This is a genomic window from Roseivivax jejudonensis (genome assembly GCF_900172265.1).
GTDB lineage: Bacteria > Pseudomonadota > Alphaproteobacteria > Rhodobacterales > Rhodobacteraceae > Roseivivax > Roseivivax jejudonensis.
Window position 1 is genome coordinate 518008 of sequence record NZ_FWFK01000003.1, and the last position, 18973, is coordinate 536980.

An 18973-nucleotide genomic window follows, 5' to 3' on the forward strand; every position below is an offset into this window, starting at 1 on the left:
GACGCGGCGATCGCCCCTCCGACGCAGTCTCACATCCGGAACACGCCATAGCGTGTCTCCTCGATCGGGGCATTCAGCGCCGCGCGCAACGACAGCGCAAGCACCTCGCGCGACTTGCGCGGATCCACCACGCCGTCGTCCCACAGTCGCGCGGAGGCATAAAGCGGGTGCGACTGGCGCTCGAACATCTCGACCGTCGGACGCTTGAACTCGGCCTCCTCGGCCTCGGTCCAGGTCTCGCCCGCCTTCTCCATCGCGTTGCGCTTGACCGTGGCGAGGACGCCCGCCGCCTGCGCGCCGCCCATGACCGAAATCCGGCTGTTCGGCCAGGTCCACAGGAACCGCGGCTGATAGGCGCGGCCGGCCATGCCGTAATTGCCCGCCCCGAACGAGCCACCGACCAGCATGGTGATCTTCGGCACCGATGTGGTGGCGACCGCCGTCACCATCTTCGCGCCGTGCCGGGCGATGCCTTCGTTCTCGTAGCGCCGCCCGACCATGAAGCCGGTGATGTTCTGCAGGAAAACGAGTGGAATCCGCCGCTGGGAGCAGAGTTCGACGAAATGCGCGCCCTTCTGCGCGGCCTCCGAGAACAGCACGCCGTTGTTGGCGATAATGCCGACCGGACAGCCGTGCACATGCGCGAAGCCGGTCACGAGCGTGTCGCCGAAGCGTGGTTTGAAGGCGTCGAAGCGCGACCCGTCGACCAGGCGGGCGATGACCTCGTGAATGTCGTAGGGCGTGCGCAGATCGGCCGGCACCACCCCGAGGATCTCCTCGGGATCGTAGGCCGGCGGCTCCGGCGCCTGCCAGTCCACCGTGTCGGGGCGCGTGCGGTTCAGGCTCTCGACCGCGCGGCGCGCAAGCGCCAGCGCATGCGTGTCGTCCTCGGCAAGGTAGTCCGCCACGCCCGACAGCCGGGTGTGGACGTCGCCGCCGCCCAAGTCCTCGGCCGAAACGATCTCGCCCGTGGCCGCCTGAACCAGCGGCGGACCGGCCAGGAAGATCGTGCCCTGCTCCTTCACGATGATCGTGACGTCCGACATCGCCGGCACGTAGGCGCCACCCGCCGTGCAGGAGCCCATGACCACCGCGATCTGGGGGATGTTCTTGGCGCTCATCCGCGCCTGGTTGTAGAAGATCCGTCCGAAATGGTCGCGGTCGGGAAAGACCTCGTCCTGGTTCGGCAGGTTCGCGCCGCCGCTGTCCACGAGATAGATGCAGGGCAGCCGGTTCTCCTCGGCGATCTCCTGCGCCCGAAGGTGCTTCTTCACGGTCATCGGGTAGTAGGTGCCACCCTTCACGGTGGCGTCGTTGCAGACGACCATCACCTCCTGCCCGTGCACCCGGCCGATCCCGGCGATGGCGCCGGCTCCGGGCGCGGCGCCGTCATACATGCCGTGCGCAGCCAGCGCCCCGACCTCCAGGAAGGGCGAGCCCGGATCGAGAAGGTTCGCCACCCGCTCTCGCGGAAGCATCTTGCCCCGTTCGAGGTGCCGGGTACGCGCGCGTTCGCCGCCGCCGGCCTGCGCCGCAGCGGCGGCCTCCTCGACGACGCGCAGCGCCTCGAGATGCGCCTCGCGATTGGCGCGGAACGCCTCGGAGGACGGAAGCGCCTGGGATTGCAGTTTCACGTCTCGTCCTCCTTCTCGGCCGCGGCACGCGCCTTCAGATCCTTGCGGATCACCTTGCCGGTCACCGTCATCGGAAGCTCGGGCAGGAACGCGACCTCGCGCGGATAGCTGTAGCTCGCGAGGCGCGCCTTGACCCACTCGGCCAGCTCTGCCGCCAGCGCGTCCGTGCCCTCGACGCCTTCGCGCAACACCACGTAGGCCTTCACGATTTCGGTCCGCATCTGATCCGGCTTGCCGACGACGCCGACATTCGCGACCGCATCGTGGGTCATCAGGCAATCCTCGATCTCAGAGGGGCCGATCCGGTAGCCCGACGAGGTGATCACGTCGTCCTCGCGGCCGACGAAACGCAGAAAGCCGTCCTCCAGCACACCGCGGTCGCCGGTCAGCATCCAGCGGCCCCGGAACTTCGCACGCGTCTCGGCGGGCTTGCGCCAGTATTCCAGCATCATCGACGCCGAGCCGCGCTTGACCGCGACATCGCCCTCACCGTCGCAGGGCGTCCCGTCGGGCCCGACGACGGCGACGTGATGCCCCGGAACCGCCCGGCCGATATAGCCCGGCCGCGGACTGAAGAGGTCGCCGCAGGAGGACGCGACCATGTTGCACTCGGTCTGGCCGTAGAACTCGTTGATCGAGACGCCGAGCGCATCGCGCCCCCAAGCCAGCATCTCCGCGCCGAGCGGCTCGCCGCCGCTGGCGACCGAGCGCAGCCCCTCGATGCGCGTGTCCGACGCCTGCAGCATGCGCAGAACCGTGGGCGGAAAGAACACGTTGCGCACCGCGCCCTCGCGGCAGATCCGCACGCAATCCTCCGGCGTGAACTTCGGCAGCCGGCAGGCGACCACCGGCACCCCGAGCGCGAGGCCGGGCATCGCCACGTCGAACAACCCGCCGATCCACGCCCAGTCCGCCGGCGTCCAGAGAACATCGCCCCGCCGCCCGAGGAAATCGTGGCTCATCTCGACCCCGGGCAAGTGCCCGGTCAGCACCCGGTGACCGTGCAGCGCGCCCTTCGGCGCGCCGGTGGTGCCGCTGGTATAGATCAGAACCGCCGCGTCGTCCGGGCCGGTCTCGATTCCGGCACTCGACGGCAGCCCCTTGCCCAGATCCGCCTCGGTCAGCACCGCGAGGCCGAGCCCGTCGAGCGCCGCGCGCCCTTCGGCATCGGACACCACGACGCCCAGACCGGAATCCCGGATCCGGCTTTCGAGCGCGCCGCGACGGAACAGCTTGAACAGCGGCACCGAGATCGCGCCGAGCCGCCAGGCGGCGATGTGGGCCGCAAGCGTCAGCGGCGATTGCGACAGCAGGACGCCGACGCGATCGCCGCGCATCACGCCCTTTTCGATCAGCGCGCCCTCGACCCGACGCGACAGCTTCCACAGCTCGCCGTAGGTCCAGCCGCGGCGCCCGTCGGTCAGGTCGATGACGGCGATCCGGTCCGGGTCGGTCGCAGCCCAGCCGTCGCAGACCTGCTCGGCCATGTTCAGAGTTTCGGGCAGGTCCCACCGGAAACGGGCGTGCATCTCCTCGTAGGGGCGCCGGCGCAGCATCCGCATTTCAGACATCGTCGGGCCCCACGCGCCGCACCAGACCGCCATCGCGGGCCACATAGTAGGTGTAATGCCGCGCCGCATCGTGCGGATCTGGCCCGCAGATCACCACGAGCCAGGCTCCGACCTCGCGCGCTGGCACGGCCCGGCACTCGGAGGCACGCGCCTGCGCGCCGGTGCCATCGGCTGCCCGGTCGGCGAGGTAGCGCTGTGCGTAGGCCGCGATCACCTCGGTTTCCGTGACATTCGCCGCGATCCAGCCCTGCCGCCATCCGAGCACCGCGGCCAGCGCCACGAGCCCGGCGACCGGCGCGAACCACAGCGCACCACGACCCCGCATCAGGCGCCCATCGCCGCCATCAGCTCGCGCCCGATCAGCATGCGCCGGATCTCCGACGTGCCGGCGCCGATCTCCATCAATTTGGCATCGCGGAAGATCCGCGCGACCGGCGCGTCGTTGAGAAAGCCGGCACCGCCCATCGCCTGCACCGCCTGGTGGGCCTGCACCATCGCCTGCTCCGACGCGTAGAGACAGCACGCCGCGGCGTCCTGCCGCGTCACACGCCCCGCGTCGCAGGCCTTGGCGACCTCGTAGACGTAGGCGCGGGCCGAGTTCATCGCGGTATACATGTCCGCGATCTTGCCCTGCATGAGCTGGAACGACCCGATCGGCTTGCCGAACTGCTTGCGCTCGGACAGGTAGGGCATGACCTCGTCCATGCAGGACGCCATGATACCGAGACCGATCCCCGCGAGCACGACGCGCTCGAAATCGAGGCCGGACATGAGCACCTGCACGCCCTTGCCCTCCTCGCCGAGAACATTCTCGAACGGCACCTCCACGTCTTCGAAGATGAGTTCCGCCGTGTTCGATCCGCGCATGCCAAGCTTGTCGAAATGCGGGCTGGTGGAGAACCCGGCCATCGTCTTTTCGATCAGGAAGGCCGTGATTCCCTTCGATCCAGCATCCCGGTCGGTCTTGCCGTAGACAACCAGCGTGTCCGCGTCGGGGCCGTTCGTGATCCAGTATTTGCTGCCGCTCAGCCTGTAGTGATCGTTGCGCTTTTCCGCCGAGAGGTTCATCGACACCACGTCGGATCCGGCGCCGGCCTCGGACATGGCGAGCGCGCCCACGGCCTCGCCCGACACGAGCCCCGGTAGGTACTTCTCCCGCTGCGCGTCCGAGCCGTTCAGCTTGATCTGGTTGGCGCACAGGTTGGAATGCGCACCATAGCTCAGCGACACGCTCGCCGATGCACGCGCCACCTCCTCGACCGCCACGGTGTGCGCGAGGTAGCCCATCCCGGCGCCACCGTAGGCTTCGTCGATGGTGATGCCCAGAAGCCCGAGATCGCCCATCTCGCGCCAGAGTTCGGCGGGGAAATCATTGTCGCGGTCGATCGCCGCGGCCATCGGCTTCACGCGCTCCTGCGCCCAGCGATGCACGGTCTCGCGCAGCGCGGACACGTCCTCTCCCAGATCGAAGCTCATCACGGCGTCGAACATGCAACTCCTCCCCGGTCGGCACCTCCTGCCCTCTTCCGGGCTACAGCCTGCCGCGCGGTGCTGCAACCGGAACTGCGCGGCGCGAGACCGCGTTCACCGGACGACACCGACAAGACATCATCCGAAAGGACGGAAACATGGCCAGCGACCTCAAGGACATCTTCTGGAAACGCCTCGACAACGTGCAGGCCGGCCTGCTGTCCGCCGACAGCGAGCGCCCCATCCCCATGGCCCCGCAGGCGGATCGTGACGACAAGGCGATCTGGTTCATCGCCGCCAAGGGCTCGGCCGCCGACCGTGCGGCCAAATCCGGCGGCGAGGCCCGCTTCGACGTCGCCGATCCCAAGGCGGGGATCTACGCGGTGATCGAGGGCAAGCTCGACGAGGGGTCGGGCGAAAAGCTCGACGAGGTCTGGAACGCCTTCGCCGGCGCGTGGTTCGAGAACGGCAAGGACGATCCGTCCGCGACACTCGTCAAGATGACGCCGCACACCGCCGAAGTCTGGGCCACCGAGAATTCGCTCGCGTTCTTCTACGAGGTGGCGAAGGCGAACCTCACGAGCGACACGGCATCGGGCGGCGACCACGGCCGGCTGACATTCTGATCACGCGCGCCCCGGGCCACAGCCCGGGCGCAGTCTCGCGTTGACCTTGAATCGCGGGCCCCGACCGGGGTCCGCGATTTTCGTTTTGGCTTCGTGAAGTTGGCGCGCTCTGCCCGCGCCTGGGCCGGCACATCCGCGCGCTGCCCCTCCGAAAGGGTGTCATTCCGGCGCGGGACTGGCGGCCCGGGCGGACCGGCGCGTCATTTCCGCCGAAACCTCCTCGGCGACGATATCGGCGATCACCGCGCAGTCCTCGACCGAGAACGTCAGTGGCAGGCGCATGTCGAGAAGGCCCGCCAGCACGCGGTCGGTGCGCGGCAGCGGCGCGCTTTCTGCATACCGCCAGCTCGAATACCGCGACGTGAAGCCGGTCGGCTCTTCCGGACCAAACCATTTGAGCTCCACGCCCCGGGCCGCACACCCGGCGACGATCGCGGAGATCGCCTCGGCCGGCTGGTCGAGCAGCAGGAACTGGAACGACGAGCCGACGAAGCTTTCCTCGGCGGGGCGCGGCACCAGCGTCAGACCGGGCACGTCCCACAGTCCCGCCTCCATCGCGCGGTAGAGCTCTTCCCAGCGCAGGCGGCGCTCTTCCAGAAGCGACAATTGCGGGCGCAGGATCGCGGCGCGCAGATTGTCCATGCGCCCCGACACATTTGGCGTCTGCCAGCGCAAGTCGTCGAACACCGCCGCGTCCGGCGCAGCCAAGTGCCGCCCGTAGAGCATGTAGGATCCCGAAAGCAGGACCATGCGCGCGGCGAGGTCGTCGTCATCGGTCACGATCAACCCGCCCTCGCCGGAATTGACGTGCTTGTAGGTCTGCGTCGAATAGCAGCCGATCGTGCCATGCCGGCCCGACGGAACGCCGCGCCACGCCGCCCCCATCGTATGCGCACAGTCCTCGATCACGATCACCCCCGCCTCGCGACAGAGCGCCGAAAGCCGGTCCATGTCGCAGACATGTCCGCGCATGTGACTGAGCATCAGAACGCGTGCCTGCCCGAGCTTGGCTTCGAGATCGTCGAAATCGATAACGAGGTCCTCGGTGACGCCGACGAAGACCGGCACCGCACCCACGCTGGCGATGGCGCCCGGCACCGGCGCGAGCGTGAAGGCGTTGCTCAGCACCCGGTCGCCCGGACCGATCCCCAGCGCCCTCAGAGCGCAGGATAGCGCGTAGCCGCCCGACGCCACGGCAACGCAGTAGCGCGCACCTGTCAGGGCCGCGAAATCCTGTTCGAGCAAAGCCGCCTCGCCCAGCTCTCCCTCGACAACGTTGTAGCGGTGAAGCCGCCCATGGCGCATGACCTCGAGCGCCGCCTCGATTCCGGCCTCGGGAATCGGCTCCTGCTGGGTGAAGCTGCCGTCGAATCGCGATGCCATCAGGCCGCCCCGAGCAACCGGTCCACCGTGCCGCCAAGCTCGTCGTAGTGGCCGATGATCGCTTCGGGGTCGTGCCGCGCGACGTCCGCGCCCTCGGGCCCGAAGCCGACGAGGATACAGGGCCGGCCGACGGCGCGCGCGGTCGCGCGATCGGTCTCCGTGTCGCCGACGATCAGCGAGCGATCGAAATGCCCCCCGGCGCGCTCGACGGCGGCGCGGTACGGGGCCGGGTCGGGCTTGCGGACCGGCAGCGTGTCCGCCCCGATCAGCGCCGCGAAGCGGTCGCGCACCCCGAGACGGGACAATAGCGTCTCCGCCAGCGCTTCGGGCTTGTTCGTGCAGATCGCGACCGCAGCGCCGCCGTCGCGCAGTGCCTCGACCGCATCCATGGCCCCGGGATAGAGGATCGTGTGCACGTCGATTGCCGCGCCGTAGGCGTCCAGCAACGTGGGGTACCAGCGATCCACAATCGCTTCGTCGACGCCTCCGCCCTCTGCCCGGGCCAGACCCGCGCGAAGCATCGCCCGACCGCCGCGAAAGGCGATGGCGGCATCCGCCGCGGGATCTAGACGCACCGACGCCCCCATGTCCTCGAAACAGCGGTTCGCCGCCGCGATCAGGTCGCCGGAGGTGTCGGCGAGCGTTCCATCGAGATCGAAGATCACCGTGCGCATGCTTGGCTCCGCCGGGCTCCCGGCCCTGTTGCGGCCCCGAAACCACACGTGATCCCGCGGCTGCTTGTTCTGTCCGTTCGCGTCGGTAAAACGGCCCCGGACAGAACACAAAGGTTATTTGGCATGAGCATCGCCCTCGTCCTCCTCGCCGCGGGCAAAGGCACGCGGATGGAGTCGGACCTCCCCAAAGTGCTCCACCGGATCGCGGGCGCACCGATGCTCGTCCACGCGATGGCCGCGGGCGCCGCGCTCTCGCCCGAACGGGTTGTCGTCGTGGCCGGGCACGGCGCCGATGCAGTGTCGTCGGCGGCGCAATCCTACGCGCCCGAGACCGAGGTCGTGATCCAGTCCGAGCAGCTCGGAACTGCCCACGCCGTCGCCCAGGCGCGCGACACCCTCGCGGATTTCGACGGCGACGTGATCGTCCTCTATGGCGACACGCCGTTCATCGGCGAGGAGACGCTCGAGGACATGGCGCGCGCCCGCGCACGGCACGATGTCGTGGTGCTGGGCTTCGAGGCGGCCGATCCCGGCCGCTACGGCCGGCTCGTGATGGACGGCGAGCGGCTCGAGCGGATCGTGGAGTGGAAGGATGCCTCGGACGAAGAACGCGCGATAACCCTCTGCAATTCCGGCGTTCTTGCAGCAGATGCGGCCACGCTGTTCCGCCTGATCGAGGCCGTCGGCAACGATAACGCCGCGGGAGAGTACTATCTTCCCGATGTCGTCGCGCTGGCCGTGTCCGAAGGGCTTTCGGCCACCGCGGTCGCCTGCGACGAGGCCGAGACCCAGGGCGTCAACTCTCGCGCCGAGCTGGCCCGGGCCGAGGCCGCCTTCCAGGCGCGCGGGCGGGCCGAGCTGATGGCCAACGGCGTCACGCTCCAGGCGCCCGACACGGTGTTCCTGAGCTTCGACACCGCCATCGGCCGCGATGCCGAAATTGAGCCCAACGTCGTGTTCGGGCCCGGTGTCACGGTCGAGAGCGGCGCGCGGATCCGGGCGTTCTCGCACCTCGAAGGATGCCATGTGAGCCGCGGCGCGGTGGTCGGCCCCTACGCCCGGCTGCGGCCCGGCGCGGAGTTGTCCGAGAACGTGCACGTGGGCAACTTCGTCGAGGTCAAGAACGCGCAGCTCGGCGCCGGCGTGAAGGCCAACCACCTGAGCTATATCGGCGACGCCGAGATCGGCGAAGGCACCAATATTGGCGCCGGCACGATCACCTGCAACTACGACGGTGTGCTCAAGCACCGCACCACGATCGGCGAGCGCGCCTTCATCGGCTCGAACACCATGCTGGTGGCGCCGGTCACCATCGGCGACGGTGCGCTGACCGCCAGCGGTTCGGTCGTCACCGACAACGTCCCTGCGAACGCGCTCGCCATCGCCCGCGCCCCGCAGGTCACCAAGCCGGACCGGGCGCGCCGGCTTTTCGAAGTCCTCAAGGCGCGCAAGGCCGCGCAGACGAAAGGCAGCTAGCAATGTGCGGAATCGTCGGGGTGCTCGGCACCCACGAAGTGGCGCCCACCCTCGTGGAGGCGCTGAGACGGCTGGAATACCGCGGCTACGACAGCGCCGGCATCGCCACCGTGAACGAGGGCCGGCTGGACCGCCGCCGCGCCGTCGGCAAGCTCGTCAATCTGTCCGACCTGCTCGTCCACGAGCCGCTGGCCGGCAAGTCCGGCATCGGACACACCCGCTGGGCCACCCATGGCGCACCGTCCGAGGTCAACGCCCACCCCCACAAGGCCGGCCCGGTCGCCGTCGTCCACAACGGCATCATCGAGAACTACAAGAACCTGCGCGCCGAACTCCAGGAGATGGGCGCCGCTTTCGAGACCCAGACCGACACCGAGACGGTCGCCCTCCTCACCCAGTACTACATGGCCGAAGGGCTCGATCGCATCGCCGCGGCGGAAAAGACCCTGTCGCGCCTGGAGGGGGCGTTCGCGCTCGTGTTCCTCTTCGACGGCGAGGAGGACATGCTTTTCGCCGCGCGCAAGGGCAGCCCTCTGGCCATCGGTCACGGCGACGGCGAGGCGTATGTCGGCTCAGATGCCATCGCGCTCGCGCCGATGACCGACCGGATCACCTATCTCGAGGAAGGCGATCGCGCCGTCGTGACCCGCGCCCGGATCGAGATCCGCGATGCCGAGGGCCGGCTCGTGAACCGCGAGGCGCGCACCGTGTCGATCGACGCCGCGCGGGTCGACAAGTCCGGCTACAAGCACTTCATGGCAAAGGAGATCTGGGAACAGCCGACCGTCCTCGCCAACGCGCTGTCGGCCTATTTGGACGGCAACACGATCGACCTGCCCGAGAGCCTCGATTTCGCGAACACCGAGCGCCTGACGCTGGTCGCGTGCGGCACCGCCTATTTCGCCTGCCTGACGGCCAAGTACTGGTTCGAGACCCTGGCGGGAATCCCGGTCGAGACCGACATTGCCTCGGAGTTCCGCTATCGCGAACCGCCGATCCCCGCGGGCACGACCGCCCTCTTCGTCAGCCAGTCGGGAGAGACCGCCGATACGCTCGCCGCGCTGCGCTTTTGCCGGGATCGCGCCGATCGCATCCTGTCCGTGGTCAACGTCGCCGAAAGCTCGATCGCCCGCGAATCGGATATCGCGCTGCCGATCCATGCCGGGATCGAGATCGGCGTCGCCTCGACGAAGGCGTTCACCTGTCAGCTGAACGTGCTCTATCTGCTCGCGCTCAAGGCGGCGGTGGACCGCGGCCGCATGACCCCCGAGGACCTCGCGCAGGCGCTCGACGACCTGCGCGGCCTTCCCGGGCTCTTCAACGCCGGGCTCGACCGCGACGTGACCATCGCCGAGGCCGCCCGCGCCGTGGCCGAATCGCGCGACGTGCTGTTCCTCGGCCGCGGGCTGATGTATCCACTCGCCCACGAAGGCGCCCTGAAGCTGAAGGAAATCAGCTACATACACGCCGAGGCTTACGCATCGGGCGAGCTCAAGCACGGCCCCATCGCGCTCATCGACAAGACCGTTCCGGTGGTGGTGATGGCGCCGCGCGACGCGCTCTTCGACAAGACCGTGTCGAACATGCACGAGGTGATGGCGCGCGGCGGCAAGGTGCTGCTCTTCACCGACGCCGCCGGCGCGGCGGAAGCCGGCGCCGACGTCTGGCGCACGGTGACGCTGCCCGAGGTCGCACCGGCACTGACACCGCTGCTCTACGCGCTCCCGGCCCAATTGCTGGCGTACCACGCGGCCGTGGCCAAGGGCACCGACGTGGACCAGCCGCGCAATCTCGCGAAGTCCGTGACCGTGGAGTGACGCTCAGCCGCCGGCATAGACCTCCAGCGTCGGCAGGTCGGTCAGCGGTGCCTCGAGGAGTCGCATCGCGGCGAGCGAGATGCGGCTGCCGGCACCGGCCTCGCCCGGGATCGGCCGGAGCGTGACGTTGGCCGACTGGCCGGTCGCGGCATAGACGACCCGACCCTCGGTCTCGGTATCGACGAGCGGTGTCTCGAGCCAGAATCCCTGCGACGCCGGATCGCCTAGCGACGCAACGGTTGTGCCAAGACTGCGCTCGCCGCCACCCGACGCCGGCGCCGCGGCCGCGGCCGCGCGCTCGTCCTCGGTGCTCAGGTCGAAATCGTCCACGGTGCGCGCCTGCGCGTCCGGAAACCGCTCCTCCACCGGCGCGGCCGGTGCGGCGGCCGCGTTCTCCGGCGCCGCAGCCGCGGGATCGGGTTCGGCCTGTCCGCCGAACCGGTCCCGGATCTGGGCGCAGGCGGCGAGCGACACGGCGAGGCCGAGGACGAGAACGGAGCGGACGTGCATGGATCAAGACCTTTTGACGACGTGGATTTCCGCCCCGATACTTGCCGTTCGCGCCCGGAATTACTAGCGTCTGGGAATGGATACGCCGCTCATCGACCCATTCGCCCGTCCGATCGACTACCTCCGGGTCTCGGTCACCGACCGCTGCGACTTCCGCTGCGTGTACTGCATGTCCGAGAACATGACCTTCCTGCCCAAGAAGGAGTTGCTCACGCTCGAGGAACTCGATCGGATGTGTTCCACCTTCGTGCGGCTCGGGGTGCAGAAGCTGCGGATCACCGGCGGCGAGCCGCTGGTGCGTCGCGACATCATGACATTCTTCCGCTCCATGACCCGTCATCTCGACTCGGGCGCGCTGCGCGAACTGACGCTGACGACCAACGGCTCGCAGCTCGAACGCTTCGCCGACGATCTTTATGCTGCCGGCGTCCGGCGCGTGAACGTGTCGCTCGACACGCTGGACGAAAACAAGTTCGCACGGGTCACCCGCTGGGGCCGCCTGCCCCAGGTCCTGCGCGGCATCGACGCGGCGCAGCGCGCGGGGCTGCGGGTGAAGATCAACGCCGTGGCGCTGCGCGGCTTCAACGAGGACGAGATGTTCTCGATCACCGAATGGTGCGCCGCACGCGACATCGACCTGACATGGATCGAGGTCATGCCGATGGGCGATATCGGCAACGAGGACCGGATCGGCCAGTACTGGAAGCTGACAGATCTGCGCGACCGCCTCGCCGAGCGCTACACGATCACCGACCTTCCCGAACGCACGGGCGGGCCGGCTCGCTTCGTCCGGCTCGAGGAATCGGGCCAGAAGGTCGGGTTCATCACGCCGCTCACGCACAATTTCTGCGAAAGCTGCAACCGCGTGCGGCTCACCTGCACGGGCGAACTGTTCATGTGCCTCGGACAGGAAGACAACGCCGACCTCCGCTCTGCGCTGCGCAACCATCCCGGCGACGACGCGCCGCTCGAGGACGCGATCCGCGCGGCCATCGCCCGCAAGCCCAAGGGACACGATTTCGACTATTCCCGCCAGGGCGTGGACGGTCGGGTCTCGCGGCACATGAGCCACACTGGCGGCTGACGGCGCCAAACCTGTTCAACGGCTCGTTCGGGCCGAGCCGTCGATTGAGTATTTTTGCCAAGAAGAAAATGGGGCGGTCTCCGAGCCAGCCCTTTGCAGTAAATGATGCAGGGACTCTTCGTCTGGTAAGGTTTTGGCCAGTCTTTCCACGGGTAGCCACCAGATGTGCTGTTTTCCGAGAGAGTCCGGATGAAACAGGTCGCGAAGAAATTTTCGCCGGAGCCGAAGCGGAGGTTGCCGCCTCCGAGGCTCGGAATCGACGTCAACTTCTGCCGTAATCCGCTATGCGAGCTCTTCGCAGAAGCTCCTGACCCTCATGACAAGAGAGGATATTTTTGTCACGAAAGTCAAATCGAACTATCCGCGTGGCTCGGTAATCGATTCCGACGAGAAGAGTTTCAAGTGTGGCGCCTGCGGTCAGAGCTCGATGGTCAAGAACAACGCGGCGATCGTCGAGGAATACCGGCGCCTGCGGCGACGCTTTCGTCGCTCCGAGCCACAAGACGCGTGTCCAGAGCGAGATTGCGAGAACCACGGCAAGGCCCAGGGTTCGTTTCCGGATCTGTATCGTAAGAGCGGATGGACCGCGAAGGGGGCACAGCGATGGAAATGCGAGGCGTGCCTGACCTCCTTCTCGGTAGGCTCTCGTATTCGGCGCCAGCATCGCAGTAGTGCTTATCGCGAGGTGCTATGGATGCTGACCAACGCCTTCCGATCTCCAAGATTGCCGATTTCAGCGAGCTCTGCCCGCGCGATGTCTATCGCAAGATGGACTTCATCTAAAATCGCGTTGTCGATCTCACCGCGCGGCGAGAGGGTCTATTCGAGAAGGTCGATAAGATGTCCGTCGGTCGTCGCTTTGCGACAGACTCGCAGACCCTCACCCTCAACTGTTCGAACAAGAAGATTTGGGCTCAAATAGCCGTCCATCATCTTTGTTCGGCTCACGCGAACACCGGCTACATCATGTCGGCCCATCTGTCTCTCGAACCGGAAGAGGATCTACCCGAGATCGAGGTACGCATGATCGCTGATGGCGATTTCGGATTGCCGCGCGCTTTCCGCAGACAAGCACGCGTTTGGTCGGAGATCGAGTTCACGGAATACCTCAACAAGATGACCCGAAAGGTGGCCATCCACCCACTCGAAGCTCCCGATGTCGATTTCGACCTGCAACTGCCTCACCGGGGCGCGCCAATGCGGCAGGACATCATGCAGATCGCGCACGCCTTCATGCTGCGTCGCTGCCTGGGTAAGGGTGACGAACGGTTCGTATTCGTGCTGGACGCTGACCCCTGGCTTGCCCTGGCCTTCGTATCGGCCTTCGCCGGGTGGGTGAAGCAGGGTCAAGCCGATGTATCCGTAGTCCGGTTCGACAAGAACAAGTCCAACAACCAGAGGAATATGCTGGTCGGCGACGGACGAGCCTCCCTGGCGTCGGCCACAGGATTGGAGCCAGCGGCGCTCAATGCACTGACGGCGCGGCAACGCATCGATGAAACAGATGCAGCGATCGAGAAGATGCGGCGCGGCCATATACCAGGCACACCCTTCTCTTGGCCGTTCCATACGAAGAGCGAGCCGAACAGGCAGATTCGCCCCCTGACGGATAAAGTCGCGATGGCGCCGGATCGTCGCGCTCGCCTGATGCGTCTTTCAACGCTGCGCAGCGTCGATGCCTATTTCCATAAGGTCCGGTCGAATGTCCGGTTCGCATCCCGGCCTGCGCATACGCCCAGCAACAACAATCGGGCCTGAAATCGGCATTACCTCTAAAACCCAGAGACCATGGTAAAGATCATCGAGATCTACAGGTTCGTCCATAACTGGATGGGATCGTCGAAGACGCGGGAGACGCCGGCGATGAAGATGGGGCTCGCCCTCGGGAAGATGCGCGCCAGCGGGTTCTTCGCATAGACGAACAGCAGCCGGTGTCTCGGCAGATGCATCATTTCCTGCAAAGTGCTGGGTCTCCGAGGCTTCTTCTTGGACCAAATACTCTCGCCGAAGGCGGCCCGACGATCAGCCCAGGCGCACAGCCCGGGATGACGCGGGTCGGCTGACCTCGCCGCCGCCGACGGCGGCCCGTACCCCGGTTGTACCGGGGCACGAGGTTGGCAGGCCGCGCATCACCCGCACCGCAAGAAAGGCGAACGCCTGTGCTTCGAGCATGTCGCCATCGAGGCCCACGGCCTCGACCGGCTCCACCGCGCAGTCGAGCCCGGCGGCGAGCATCGCCATCATCACCGGGTTCTTGCGGCCGCCACCGGTGACCAGCAGGCGCGCGGGCGGGACCGGACAATGCTCGATCCCGCGCATGACCGCGGCTGCCACCATCGCCGTCATGGTCGCCGCCGCGTCCGCGTCGGATAGCTCTCGCACGAGGTCGAGCATCAGCGAGAAGTCGTCGCGATCGAGCGATTTGGGCGGCATCTTGAGGAAATAGCCTTCGTCGAGGAACAGCTCCAGCGCGCCGTCGACGACCGTGCCGGTCGCCGCCAAGGTCCCGTCGGCGTCAAAGGGGATGCCGCGCCGCTCGGTCATCAGGTCGTTGAGCGGCGCGTTCGCCGGTCCGGTGTCGAAGGCGAGGAGCGCGCTGTCGACCTCGGGGCGATCCTTCGACGGATCGATCCAGGTGAGGTTGCCGACGCCGCCGAGGTTGAGAAACGCCAATGGCTCGCGCGCCTCGAGGCTCCTGGCGCAGGCGAAGTGGTAGAACGGCGCGAGCGGCGCGCCCTCACCACCAAGCCGTACATCGGCAGAGCGGAAATCCCAGACCACCGGCACGCCGAGCGCATCGGCGAGCGCGGCGCCGTCGCCAAGCTGGTGCGTGCCGCGTCCGCGCGGCTCGTGCGCCAGCGTCTGGCCGTGAAAGCCCACGAGGTGGACGTCGTCGAAGCGCGAGAGCACGTCGACATGGGCGTCGTGGATGACCCGTGCGGCGGCCTCCAGCTCGTCGCCCGGCCACCGGCCGAGCGCGGCGCGCAGGGTCGCGGTTTCCTCCGGGCTGTAGGCGCGATACGCGGACTGGCCGGTTTCGAAGACGGTTTCCCCGTCTGTCAGCACCATTGCCGCGTCCACCCCGTCGAGCGACGTTCCCGACATCGCGCCGAGCGCGCGGATCGCCTGTGCCCTGCCCATTTCGTCCTGCTCCCCGCTGCCCCGGAATCCGATTGGATGTCGTCTCGGCGCGAAGTATAGCCACGGGAGCAGACAAGAGCGAGGGAGGCCGCGATGACCTACCATCCCAAATCGGACTTCATGCGCGTGATGATCGAGCGCGGCTATCTCGCCGACTGCACCGATTACCAGGGGCTCGACGACGCGCTGTCGGGCGGGATGGTGACGGCCTATATCGGCTACGACGCGACCGCGCAGTCGCTGCACGTGGGGCACCTGCTGAACGTGATGATGCTGCGCTGGCTGCAGAAGACCGGGCACAAGCCGATTACGCTGATGGGTGGTGGCACGACGAAGGTCGGCGACCCGTCGTTCCGGTCCGACGAGCGGCCGCTTCTGGGGCCCGAGCACATCGCCGCAAACATCGACGGCATGAAGCAGGTCTTCGCCAAGTACCTGGACTACGGCGAGAGCGGCAACGGCGCGCTCATGCTCGATAACGCCGAATGGCTCGACGACCTCAACTACCTCGCATTCCTGCGCGACATCGGCCGGCATTTCAGCGTCAATCGTATGCTCAGCTTCGAGAGCGTGAAGTCGCGGCTCGATCGGGAGCAATCCCTGTCGTTTCTCGAGTTCAACTACATGATCCTGCAGGCCTACGACTTCCTGGAGCTCAATCGCCGCTATGGCTGCGTGCTGCAGATGGGCGGCTCGGACCAGTGGGGCAACATCGTCAACGGCATCGATCTGACGCGCCGCGTGCTCGACCACGAGATCTACGGGATGACGACGCCGCTGCTGACGACCTCGGACGGTCGCAAGATGGGCAAGTCGGCGGGCGGAGCGATCTGGCTCAATGCCGATCTGCTGAGCCCCTACGCGTTCTGGCAGTTCTGGCGCAACACGACCGACGCCGATGTCGGACGGTTCCTCAAGCTTTACACCGAGATGCCTATCGAGGAATGCGACCGGCTCGGCGCGCTCGGCGGGTCGGAGATCAACGCGGCAAAGGTGATCCTCGCCAACGAGGTGACCACGCTCTGCCACGGGGCGGAGGCGGCCGCGGCGGCCGAGGCGACCGCGCGCGAGGTGTTCGAGCGTGGCGGCGCGGGCGACGACCTGCCCACGCTGGAGCTTGCGCCCGAGGACGTCGCCGACGGCATCTCGATCGTGCAGGTTCTGGTGCGCGCGGGCCTCGCGAAGTCCGGCAAGGACGCCAAGCGGCTGATCGCCGAGAACGGCGCGCGCATCGACGACGCGGCGCTGACCGATCCGGGCCTTGTCCTCGACGCCGGCGCGCTGGCCGCGCCGGTCAAGCTCTCGGCCGGCAAGAAGCGTCACGCGCTCGTCAAGCTCGCGCAGTGAGAGGATGCGGGCGCGGTTAGACGCGCCCGCCTGCCACCAGCCACCACAGAAGGTCGGCCAGCGCCAGAAGCGCGAAAGGCATCGATAGCACGAGCGCCACCAGCAGGGCGGCGGCGGGCGTCGGCCGAGGCGGTGGCGCGTCGTGTCTCATCCCGGGTATTAAGACCGCCTTGACCTAAGCCGGCGTTAATGCGGGCCATGGTCGGGACGTTCCAGCAATCGGAGGAGTTCTTCGCTGCCGCGCGCGAGATGGGCTGGCCGGTGCAACGGTCGCGCGCCGCGTGCGGGACGGCCTGGACAGAAACGGTGCGCCGCGTTCCGGCGCTCGGGCGCCTGCGGCTGGTGTCGGGCGCGCCGGCCCCTGGACCCTGGCTCGACGCCGCGCAGACGCGGCCGGGGACGCTGCTGGTCAACGCCGACGCCGCCGCAGGCTGGCGGCAGGCGGGCTTCTGGCCACTTCTCACGCCGTCTGTCGCCGCGCGGCTCACGCTCGGTCCTGAGCCGGAGATGCGCGCGCGGATGGAGCAGAAATGGCGCAATCGCCTGAACGCCGCGCGGCAGGCAGAGGTGACGACGCGGTTGCGCGTGTTTCCAGCCGATCCCAGTCATTGGCTGCTGGCGGCGGAGGCGGCGCAGGCCCGTGCCCGGGGCTATCGCGGCTGGCCGCCGGCGCTCGGCGCCGCCTGGGCGGCGGCCAATCCGGGCGCGGCACGGCTGGTCACCGCGATGCACGGGACGGAGACGCTCGCGGCGGCGCTGATCCTGCTGCACGGCGACAGCGCGACTTGGCAGATCGGCGTGAGCACCCGAGCCGGGAGGCAGCGGAACGCCATGAACGCCGTCCTGTGGCGCGCGATGCGCTGGTGTGCCGGTCGGGGGTTCGCCCGGCTCGATCTCGGCACGCTCGACTCGGCGCACGCGCCGGGTCTCGCACGGTTCAAGCTGGGCACCGGCGCGGCGGCGTGCAAGCTGGGCGGCACGTGGCTCCATCATCCGCTGAGCGCGCCGCTCGCGCGCCGCCTTCCGGCCCGGCTGGCCTGGCCGGACGAGGCGGACACCGCGCCGCGGGGCGGATCGCGCGGCGCGGCGCGGCAATGCGATCGCGTCAGTCGATGACGCGGACCTCTTCCATCACGTCGGGCTGGCCGGTCACGGCGCCGTTCGGGCCCTGCCCGCGCTTGATCGCGTCGACCACGTCCATGCCATCGGTGACCTCGCCCACGACCGTGTACTGGCCGTCGAGATGCGGCGCCGGCGCGAACATGATGAAGAACTGCGAATTGGCGCTGTCCGGGCTCTGCGACCGGGCCATGCCGACGGTGCCGCGGCCGAAGGAGCGGTCCGAGAACTCTGCCGGCAGGTTGGCCCGGTCCGAGCCGCCGCGGCCGGCCATGCGCATGTCGCTGCCCATCTGGCCGAACTCCACGTCGCCCGTCTGCGCCATGAAGCCCTCGATCACGCGGTGGAACACCACGTTGTCGTAGGCGCCCTCCTCGGCCAGCGCGGCGATGCGCTCGGCATGTTCGGGAGCAACGTCCTCGAACAGGTCGATGGTGATCGTGCCGTCGGCCTCACCGGCGACGTCGATCTCGATGCCCGTGGCGGCGGCGGGTCCGGCCGCGGCGACGAGCGCGGCGATCATGAGTTTACGCATCTGCGGCGACCTTCACGCTGATCATCCGGTCGGGGTTCGCCGGCGGCTCGCCGCGGGTGATCGCATCGACATGCTCCATCCCCTCGATGACCCGGCCGTAGACCGTGTACTGACCGTTGAGGAAGTGGTTGTCCTTGAAATTGATGAAGAACTGCGAATTCGCCGAGTTCGGGTTCTGCGAGCGTGCCGCGCCGAGCGTGCCGCGATCGTGCGGCAGCTTGGAGAATTCGGCCGGCAGGTTCGGCAGGTCCGACCCGCCGGTTCCGGCCATGCGGATATTGAAATCCTTCTCCATGTTGCCGTGCGCCACGTCGCCGGTCTGGGCCATGAAGCCGTCGATCACGCGGTGGAAGGCCACGTTGTCGTAGGCGCCGGCGCGCGCGAGGTCCTTCATCCGCGCGGCATGTTGCGGCGCCACGTCGGGCAGAAGCTCGATCGTGACGGTGCCGTCCTTCAGCTCCATCACGATGGTGTTCTCGGGGTCCTTGATCTCGGCCATGCGGCGTCTCTCCCATGAAGGTCTGTCCGGGTTTGACTACAGCCGCCGCCCGGCCACCTCAAGCGCATGCGCGTGTTGACGCGCGCG

At 67.7% G+C, this 18973-nt stretch carries 19 protein-coding genes; 8 read left to right on the forward strand and 11 right to left on the reverse strand.

Features of this window, described 5'->3' with window-relative positions; translation table 11 throughout:
* Positions 1-29: 29 nt before the first annotated feature.
* The 4 genes from ROJ8625_RS10350 to ROJ8625_RS10365 are packed head-to-tail and all read right to left on the reverse strand — an operon-like array spanning position 30 to position 4696.
* Complete coding sequence (locus ROJ8625_RS10350) at positions 30-1634, reverse strand: carboxyl transferase domain-containing protein (RefSeq protein ID WP_085791801.1); 1605 nt, start codon at positions 1632-1634, stop codon at positions 30-32.
* Positions 1631-3205: an AMP-binding protein gene (locus ROJ8625_RS10355; RefSeq protein WP_234984229.1), complete on the reverse strand. Its 1575-nt coding sequence runs from the start codon at positions 3203-3205 to the stop codon at positions 1631-1633. The genes ROJ8625_RS10350 and ROJ8625_RS10355 overlap by 4 nt, the downstream gene beginning before the upstream one ends.
* Positions 3198-3530 (reverse strand): hypothetical protein, encoded by a 333-nt coding sequence (locus ROJ8625_RS10360; protein ID WP_085791802.1) that lies wholly within the window; start codon positions 3528-3530, stop codon positions 3198-3200. The genes ROJ8625_RS10355 and ROJ8625_RS10360 overlap by 8 nt, the downstream gene beginning before the upstream one ends.
* Positions 3530-4696, reverse strand: a complete 1167-nt coding sequence (locus tag ROJ8625_RS10365) for an acyl-CoA dehydrogenase family protein (RefSeq protein ID WP_085791803.1) — start codon at positions 4694-4696, stop codon at positions 3530-3532. Before ROJ8625_RS10365 ends, ROJ8625_RS10360 begins: the two co-directional genes overlap by 1 nt.
* 137 nt (positions 4697-4833) lie before the next feature.
* Here ROJ8625_RS10365 and ROJ8625_RS10370 point away from each other — a divergent pair, with 137 nt between their 5' ends.
* The gene (locus tag ROJ8625_RS10370; protein WP_085791804.1) at positions 4834-5301 is read left to right on the forward strand and encodes a pyridoxamine 5'-phosphate oxidase family protein; all 468 of its coding nucleotides are present in this window, start codon (positions 4834-4836) and stop codon (positions 5299-5301) included.
* A 159-nt stretch (positions 5302-5460) separates the two neighbouring features.
* On the opposite strand, the gene ROJ8625_RS10375 is transcribed toward ROJ8625_RS10370, so the two are convergent.
* Together ROJ8625_RS10375 and ROJ8625_RS10380 are read right to left on the reverse strand one after the other, a co-directional pair.
* Complete coding sequence (locus ROJ8625_RS10375; protein WP_085791805.1) at positions 5461-6684, reverse strand: DegT/DnrJ/EryC1/StrS family aminotransferase; 1224 nt, start codon at positions 6682-6684, stop codon at positions 5461-5463.
* Positions 6684-7358, reverse strand: a complete 675-nt coding sequence (locus ROJ8625_RS10380) for an HAD-IA family hydrolase (protein WP_085791806.1) — start codon at positions 7356-7358, stop codon at positions 6684-6686. The genes ROJ8625_RS10375 and ROJ8625_RS10380 overlap by 1 nt, the downstream gene beginning before the upstream one ends.
* Before the next feature lie 123 nt (positions 7359-7481).
* On the opposite strand from ROJ8625_RS10380, the gene glmU reads away from it, so the two are divergent.
* Positions 7482-8834, forward strand: coding sequence for a bifunctional UDP-N-acetylglucosamine diphosphorylase/glucosamine-1-phosphate N-acetyltransferase GlmU (gene glmU, locus ROJ8625_RS10385; protein ID WP_085791807.1), 1353 nt, complete (start codon positions 7482-7484; stop codon positions 8832-8834).
* Positions 8835-8836: 2 nt separating this feature from the next.
* Positions 8837-10651 (forward strand): glutamine--fructose-6-phosphate transaminase (isomerizing), encoded by a 1815-nt coding sequence (gene glmS / locus ROJ8625_RS10390; RefSeq protein WP_085791808.1) that lies wholly within the window; start codon positions 8837-8839, stop codon positions 10649-10651.
* Positions 10652-10654: 3 nt separating this feature from the next.
* On the opposite strand, the gene ROJ8625_RS10395 is transcribed toward glmS, so the two are convergent.
* On the reverse strand, positions 10655-11161 hold the full coding sequence (locus ROJ8625_RS10395) for a hypothetical protein (RefSeq protein WP_085791809.1): 507 nt from the start codon (positions 11159-11161) through the stop codon (positions 10655-10657).
* A gap of 76 nt (positions 11162-11237) precedes the next feature.
* Here ROJ8625_RS10395 and moaA point away from each other — a divergent pair, with 76 nt between their 5' ends.
* The 3 genes from moaA to ROJ8625_RS21465 all read left to right on the forward strand — a co-directional run bounded on the left by moaA (position 11238) and on the right by ROJ8625_RS21465 (position 14162).
* Entirely contained in the window at positions 11238-12245 is a 1008-nt protein-coding gene (gene moaA / locus ROJ8625_RS10400) for a GTP 3',8-cyclase MoaA (RefSeq protein ID WP_085791810.1), read from the forward strand.
* 840 nt (positions 12246-13085) lie between these two features.
* Positions 13086-14003, forward strand: a complete 918-nt coding sequence (locus ROJ8625_RS10405; protein WP_143535090.1) for a hypothetical protein — start codon at positions 13086-13088, stop codon at positions 14001-14003.
* Positions 14004-14033: 30 nt separating this feature from the next.
* The gene (locus ROJ8625_RS21465; RefSeq protein WP_268794692.1) at positions 14034-14162 is read left to right on the forward strand and encodes a hypothetical protein; all 129 of its coding nucleotides are present in this window, start codon (positions 14034-14036) and stop codon (positions 14160-14162) included.
* Positions 14163-14267: 105 nt separating this feature from the next.
* Here the strand turns inward: ROJ8625_RS21465 and ROJ8625_RS10410 are convergent, their stop codons facing one another.
* The gene (locus tag ROJ8625_RS10410; RefSeq protein WP_085791812.1) at positions 14268-15386 is read right to left on the reverse strand and encodes an anhydro-N-acetylmuramic acid kinase; all 1119 of its coding nucleotides are present in this window, start codon (positions 15384-15386) and stop codon (positions 14268-14270) included.
* Between the two features lie 93 nt (positions 15387-15479).
* Between ROJ8625_RS10410 and tyrS the strand changes: the two genes are divergently transcribed.
* The gene (gene tyrS / locus ROJ8625_RS10415) at positions 15480-16733 is read left to right on the forward strand and encodes a tyrosine--tRNA ligase (protein ID WP_085791813.1); all 1254 of its coding nucleotides are present in this window, start codon (positions 15480-15482) and stop codon (positions 16731-16733) included.
* A 16-nt stretch (positions 16734-16749) separates the two neighbouring features.
* On the opposite strand, the gene ROJ8625_RS21470 is transcribed toward tyrS, so the two are convergent.
* A complete protein-coding gene (locus tag ROJ8625_RS21470) occupies positions 16750-16884 on the reverse strand; it encodes a hypothetical protein (protein ID WP_268794693.1) in 135 nt (44 codons plus the stop codon).
* A gap of 38 nt (positions 16885-16922) precedes the next feature.
* Between ROJ8625_RS21470 and ROJ8625_RS10420 the strand changes: the two genes are divergently transcribed.
* Positions 16923-17849 (forward strand): GNAT family N-acetyltransferase, encoded by a 927-nt coding sequence (locus ROJ8625_RS10420; RefSeq protein WP_085791814.1) that lies wholly within the window; start codon positions 16923-16925, stop codon positions 17847-17849.
* On the opposite strand, the gene ROJ8625_RS10425 is transcribed toward ROJ8625_RS10420, so the two are convergent.
* Together ROJ8625_RS10425 and ROJ8625_RS10430 are read right to left on the reverse strand one after the other, a co-directional pair.
* Positions 17839-18387, reverse strand: a complete 549-nt coding sequence (locus ROJ8625_RS10425; protein WP_085791815.1) for a peptidylprolyl isomerase — start codon at positions 18385-18387, stop codon at positions 17839-17841. The two genes, ROJ8625_RS10420 and ROJ8625_RS10425, sit on opposite strands and share 11 nt — an antisense overlap.
* The gene (locus tag ROJ8625_RS10430; RefSeq protein WP_085791816.1) at positions 18380-18886 is read right to left on the reverse strand and encodes a peptidylprolyl isomerase; all 507 of its coding nucleotides are present in this window, start codon (positions 18884-18886) and stop codon (positions 18380-18382) included. The genes ROJ8625_RS10425 and ROJ8625_RS10430 overlap by 8 nt, the downstream gene beginning before the upstream one ends.
* Positions 18887-18973: the final 87 nt, after the last annotated feature.

What these genes read in the sequence shown, in the direction of transcription:
- ROJ8625_RS10355 (WP_234984229.1), bottom strand. Translation starts at nt 3,205, where the DNA reads ATGTCTGAAATGCGGATGCTGCGCCGGCGCCCCTACGAGGAGATGCAC.
- ROJ8625_RS10360 (WP_085791802.1), bottom strand. Translation starts at nt 3,530, where the DNA reads ATGCGGGGTCGTGGTGCGCTGTGGTTCGCGCCGGTCGCCGGGCTCGTG.
- ROJ8625_RS10365 (WP_085791803.1), bottom strand. Translation starts at nt 4,696, where the DNA reads ATGTTCGACGCCGTGATGAGCTTCGATCTGGGAGAGGACGTGTCCGCG.
- ROJ8625_RS10370 (WP_085791804.1), top strand. Translation starts at nt 4,834, where the DNA reads ATGGCCAGCGACCTCAAGGACATCTTCTGGAAACGCCTCGACAACGTG.
- ROJ8625_RS10375 (WP_085791805.1), bottom strand. Translation starts at nt 6,684, where the DNA reads ATGGCATCGCGATTCGACGGCAGCTTCACCCAGCAGGAGCCGATTCCC.
- ROJ8625_RS10380 (WP_085791806.1), bottom strand. Translation starts at nt 7,358, where the DNA reads ATGCGCACGGTGATCTTCGATCTCGATGGAACGCTCGCCGACACCTCC.
- glmU (WP_085791807.1), top strand. Translation starts at nt 7,482, where the DNA reads ATGAGCATCGCCCTCGTCCTCCTCGCCGCGGGCAAAGGCACGCGGATG.
- glmS (WP_085791808.1), top strand. Translation starts at nt 8,837, where the DNA reads ATGTGCGGAATCGTCGGGGTGCTCGGCACCCACGAAGTGGCGCCCACC.
- ROJ8625_RS10395 (WP_085791809.1), bottom strand. Translation starts at nt 11,161, where the DNA reads ATGCACGTCCGCTCCGTTCTCGTCCTCGGCCTCGCCGTGTCGCTCGCC.
- moaA (WP_085791810.1), top strand. Translation starts at nt 11,238, where the DNA reads ATGGATACGCCGCTCATCGACCCATTCGCCCGTCCGATCGACTACCTC.
- ROJ8625_RS10405 (WP_143535090.1), top strand. Translation starts at nt 13,086, where the DNA reads ATGTCCGTCGGTCGTCGCTTTGCGACAGACTCGCAGACCCTCACCCTC.
- ROJ8625_RS21465 (WP_268794692.1), top strand. Translation starts at nt 14,034, where the DNA reads ATGGTAAAGATCATCGAGATCTACAGGTTCGTCCATAACTGGATGGGA.
- ROJ8625_RS10410 (WP_085791812.1), bottom strand. Translation starts at nt 15,386, where the DNA reads ATGGGCAGGGCACAGGCGATCCGCGCGCTCGGCGCGATGTCGGGAACG.
- tyrS (WP_085791813.1), top strand. Translation starts at nt 15,480, where the DNA reads ATGACCTACCATCCCAAATCGGACTTCATGCGCGTGATGATCGAGCGC.
- ROJ8625_RS21470 (WP_268794693.1), bottom strand. Translation starts at nt 16,884, where the DNA reads ATGAGACACGACGCGCCACCGCCTCGGCCGACGCCCGCCGCCGCCCTG.
- ROJ8625_RS10420 (WP_085791814.1), top strand. Translation starts at nt 16,923, where the DNA reads ATGCGGGCCATGGTCGGGACGTTCCAGCAATCGGAGGAGTTCTTCGCT.
- ROJ8625_RS10425 (WP_085791815.1), bottom strand. Translation starts at nt 18,387, where the DNA reads ATGCGTAAACTCATGATCGCCGCGCTCGTCGCCGCGGCCGGACCCGCC.
- ROJ8625_RS10430 (WP_085791816.1), bottom strand. Translation starts at nt 18,886, where the DNA reads ATGGCCGAGATCAAGGACCCCGAGAACACCATCGTGATGGAGCTGAAG.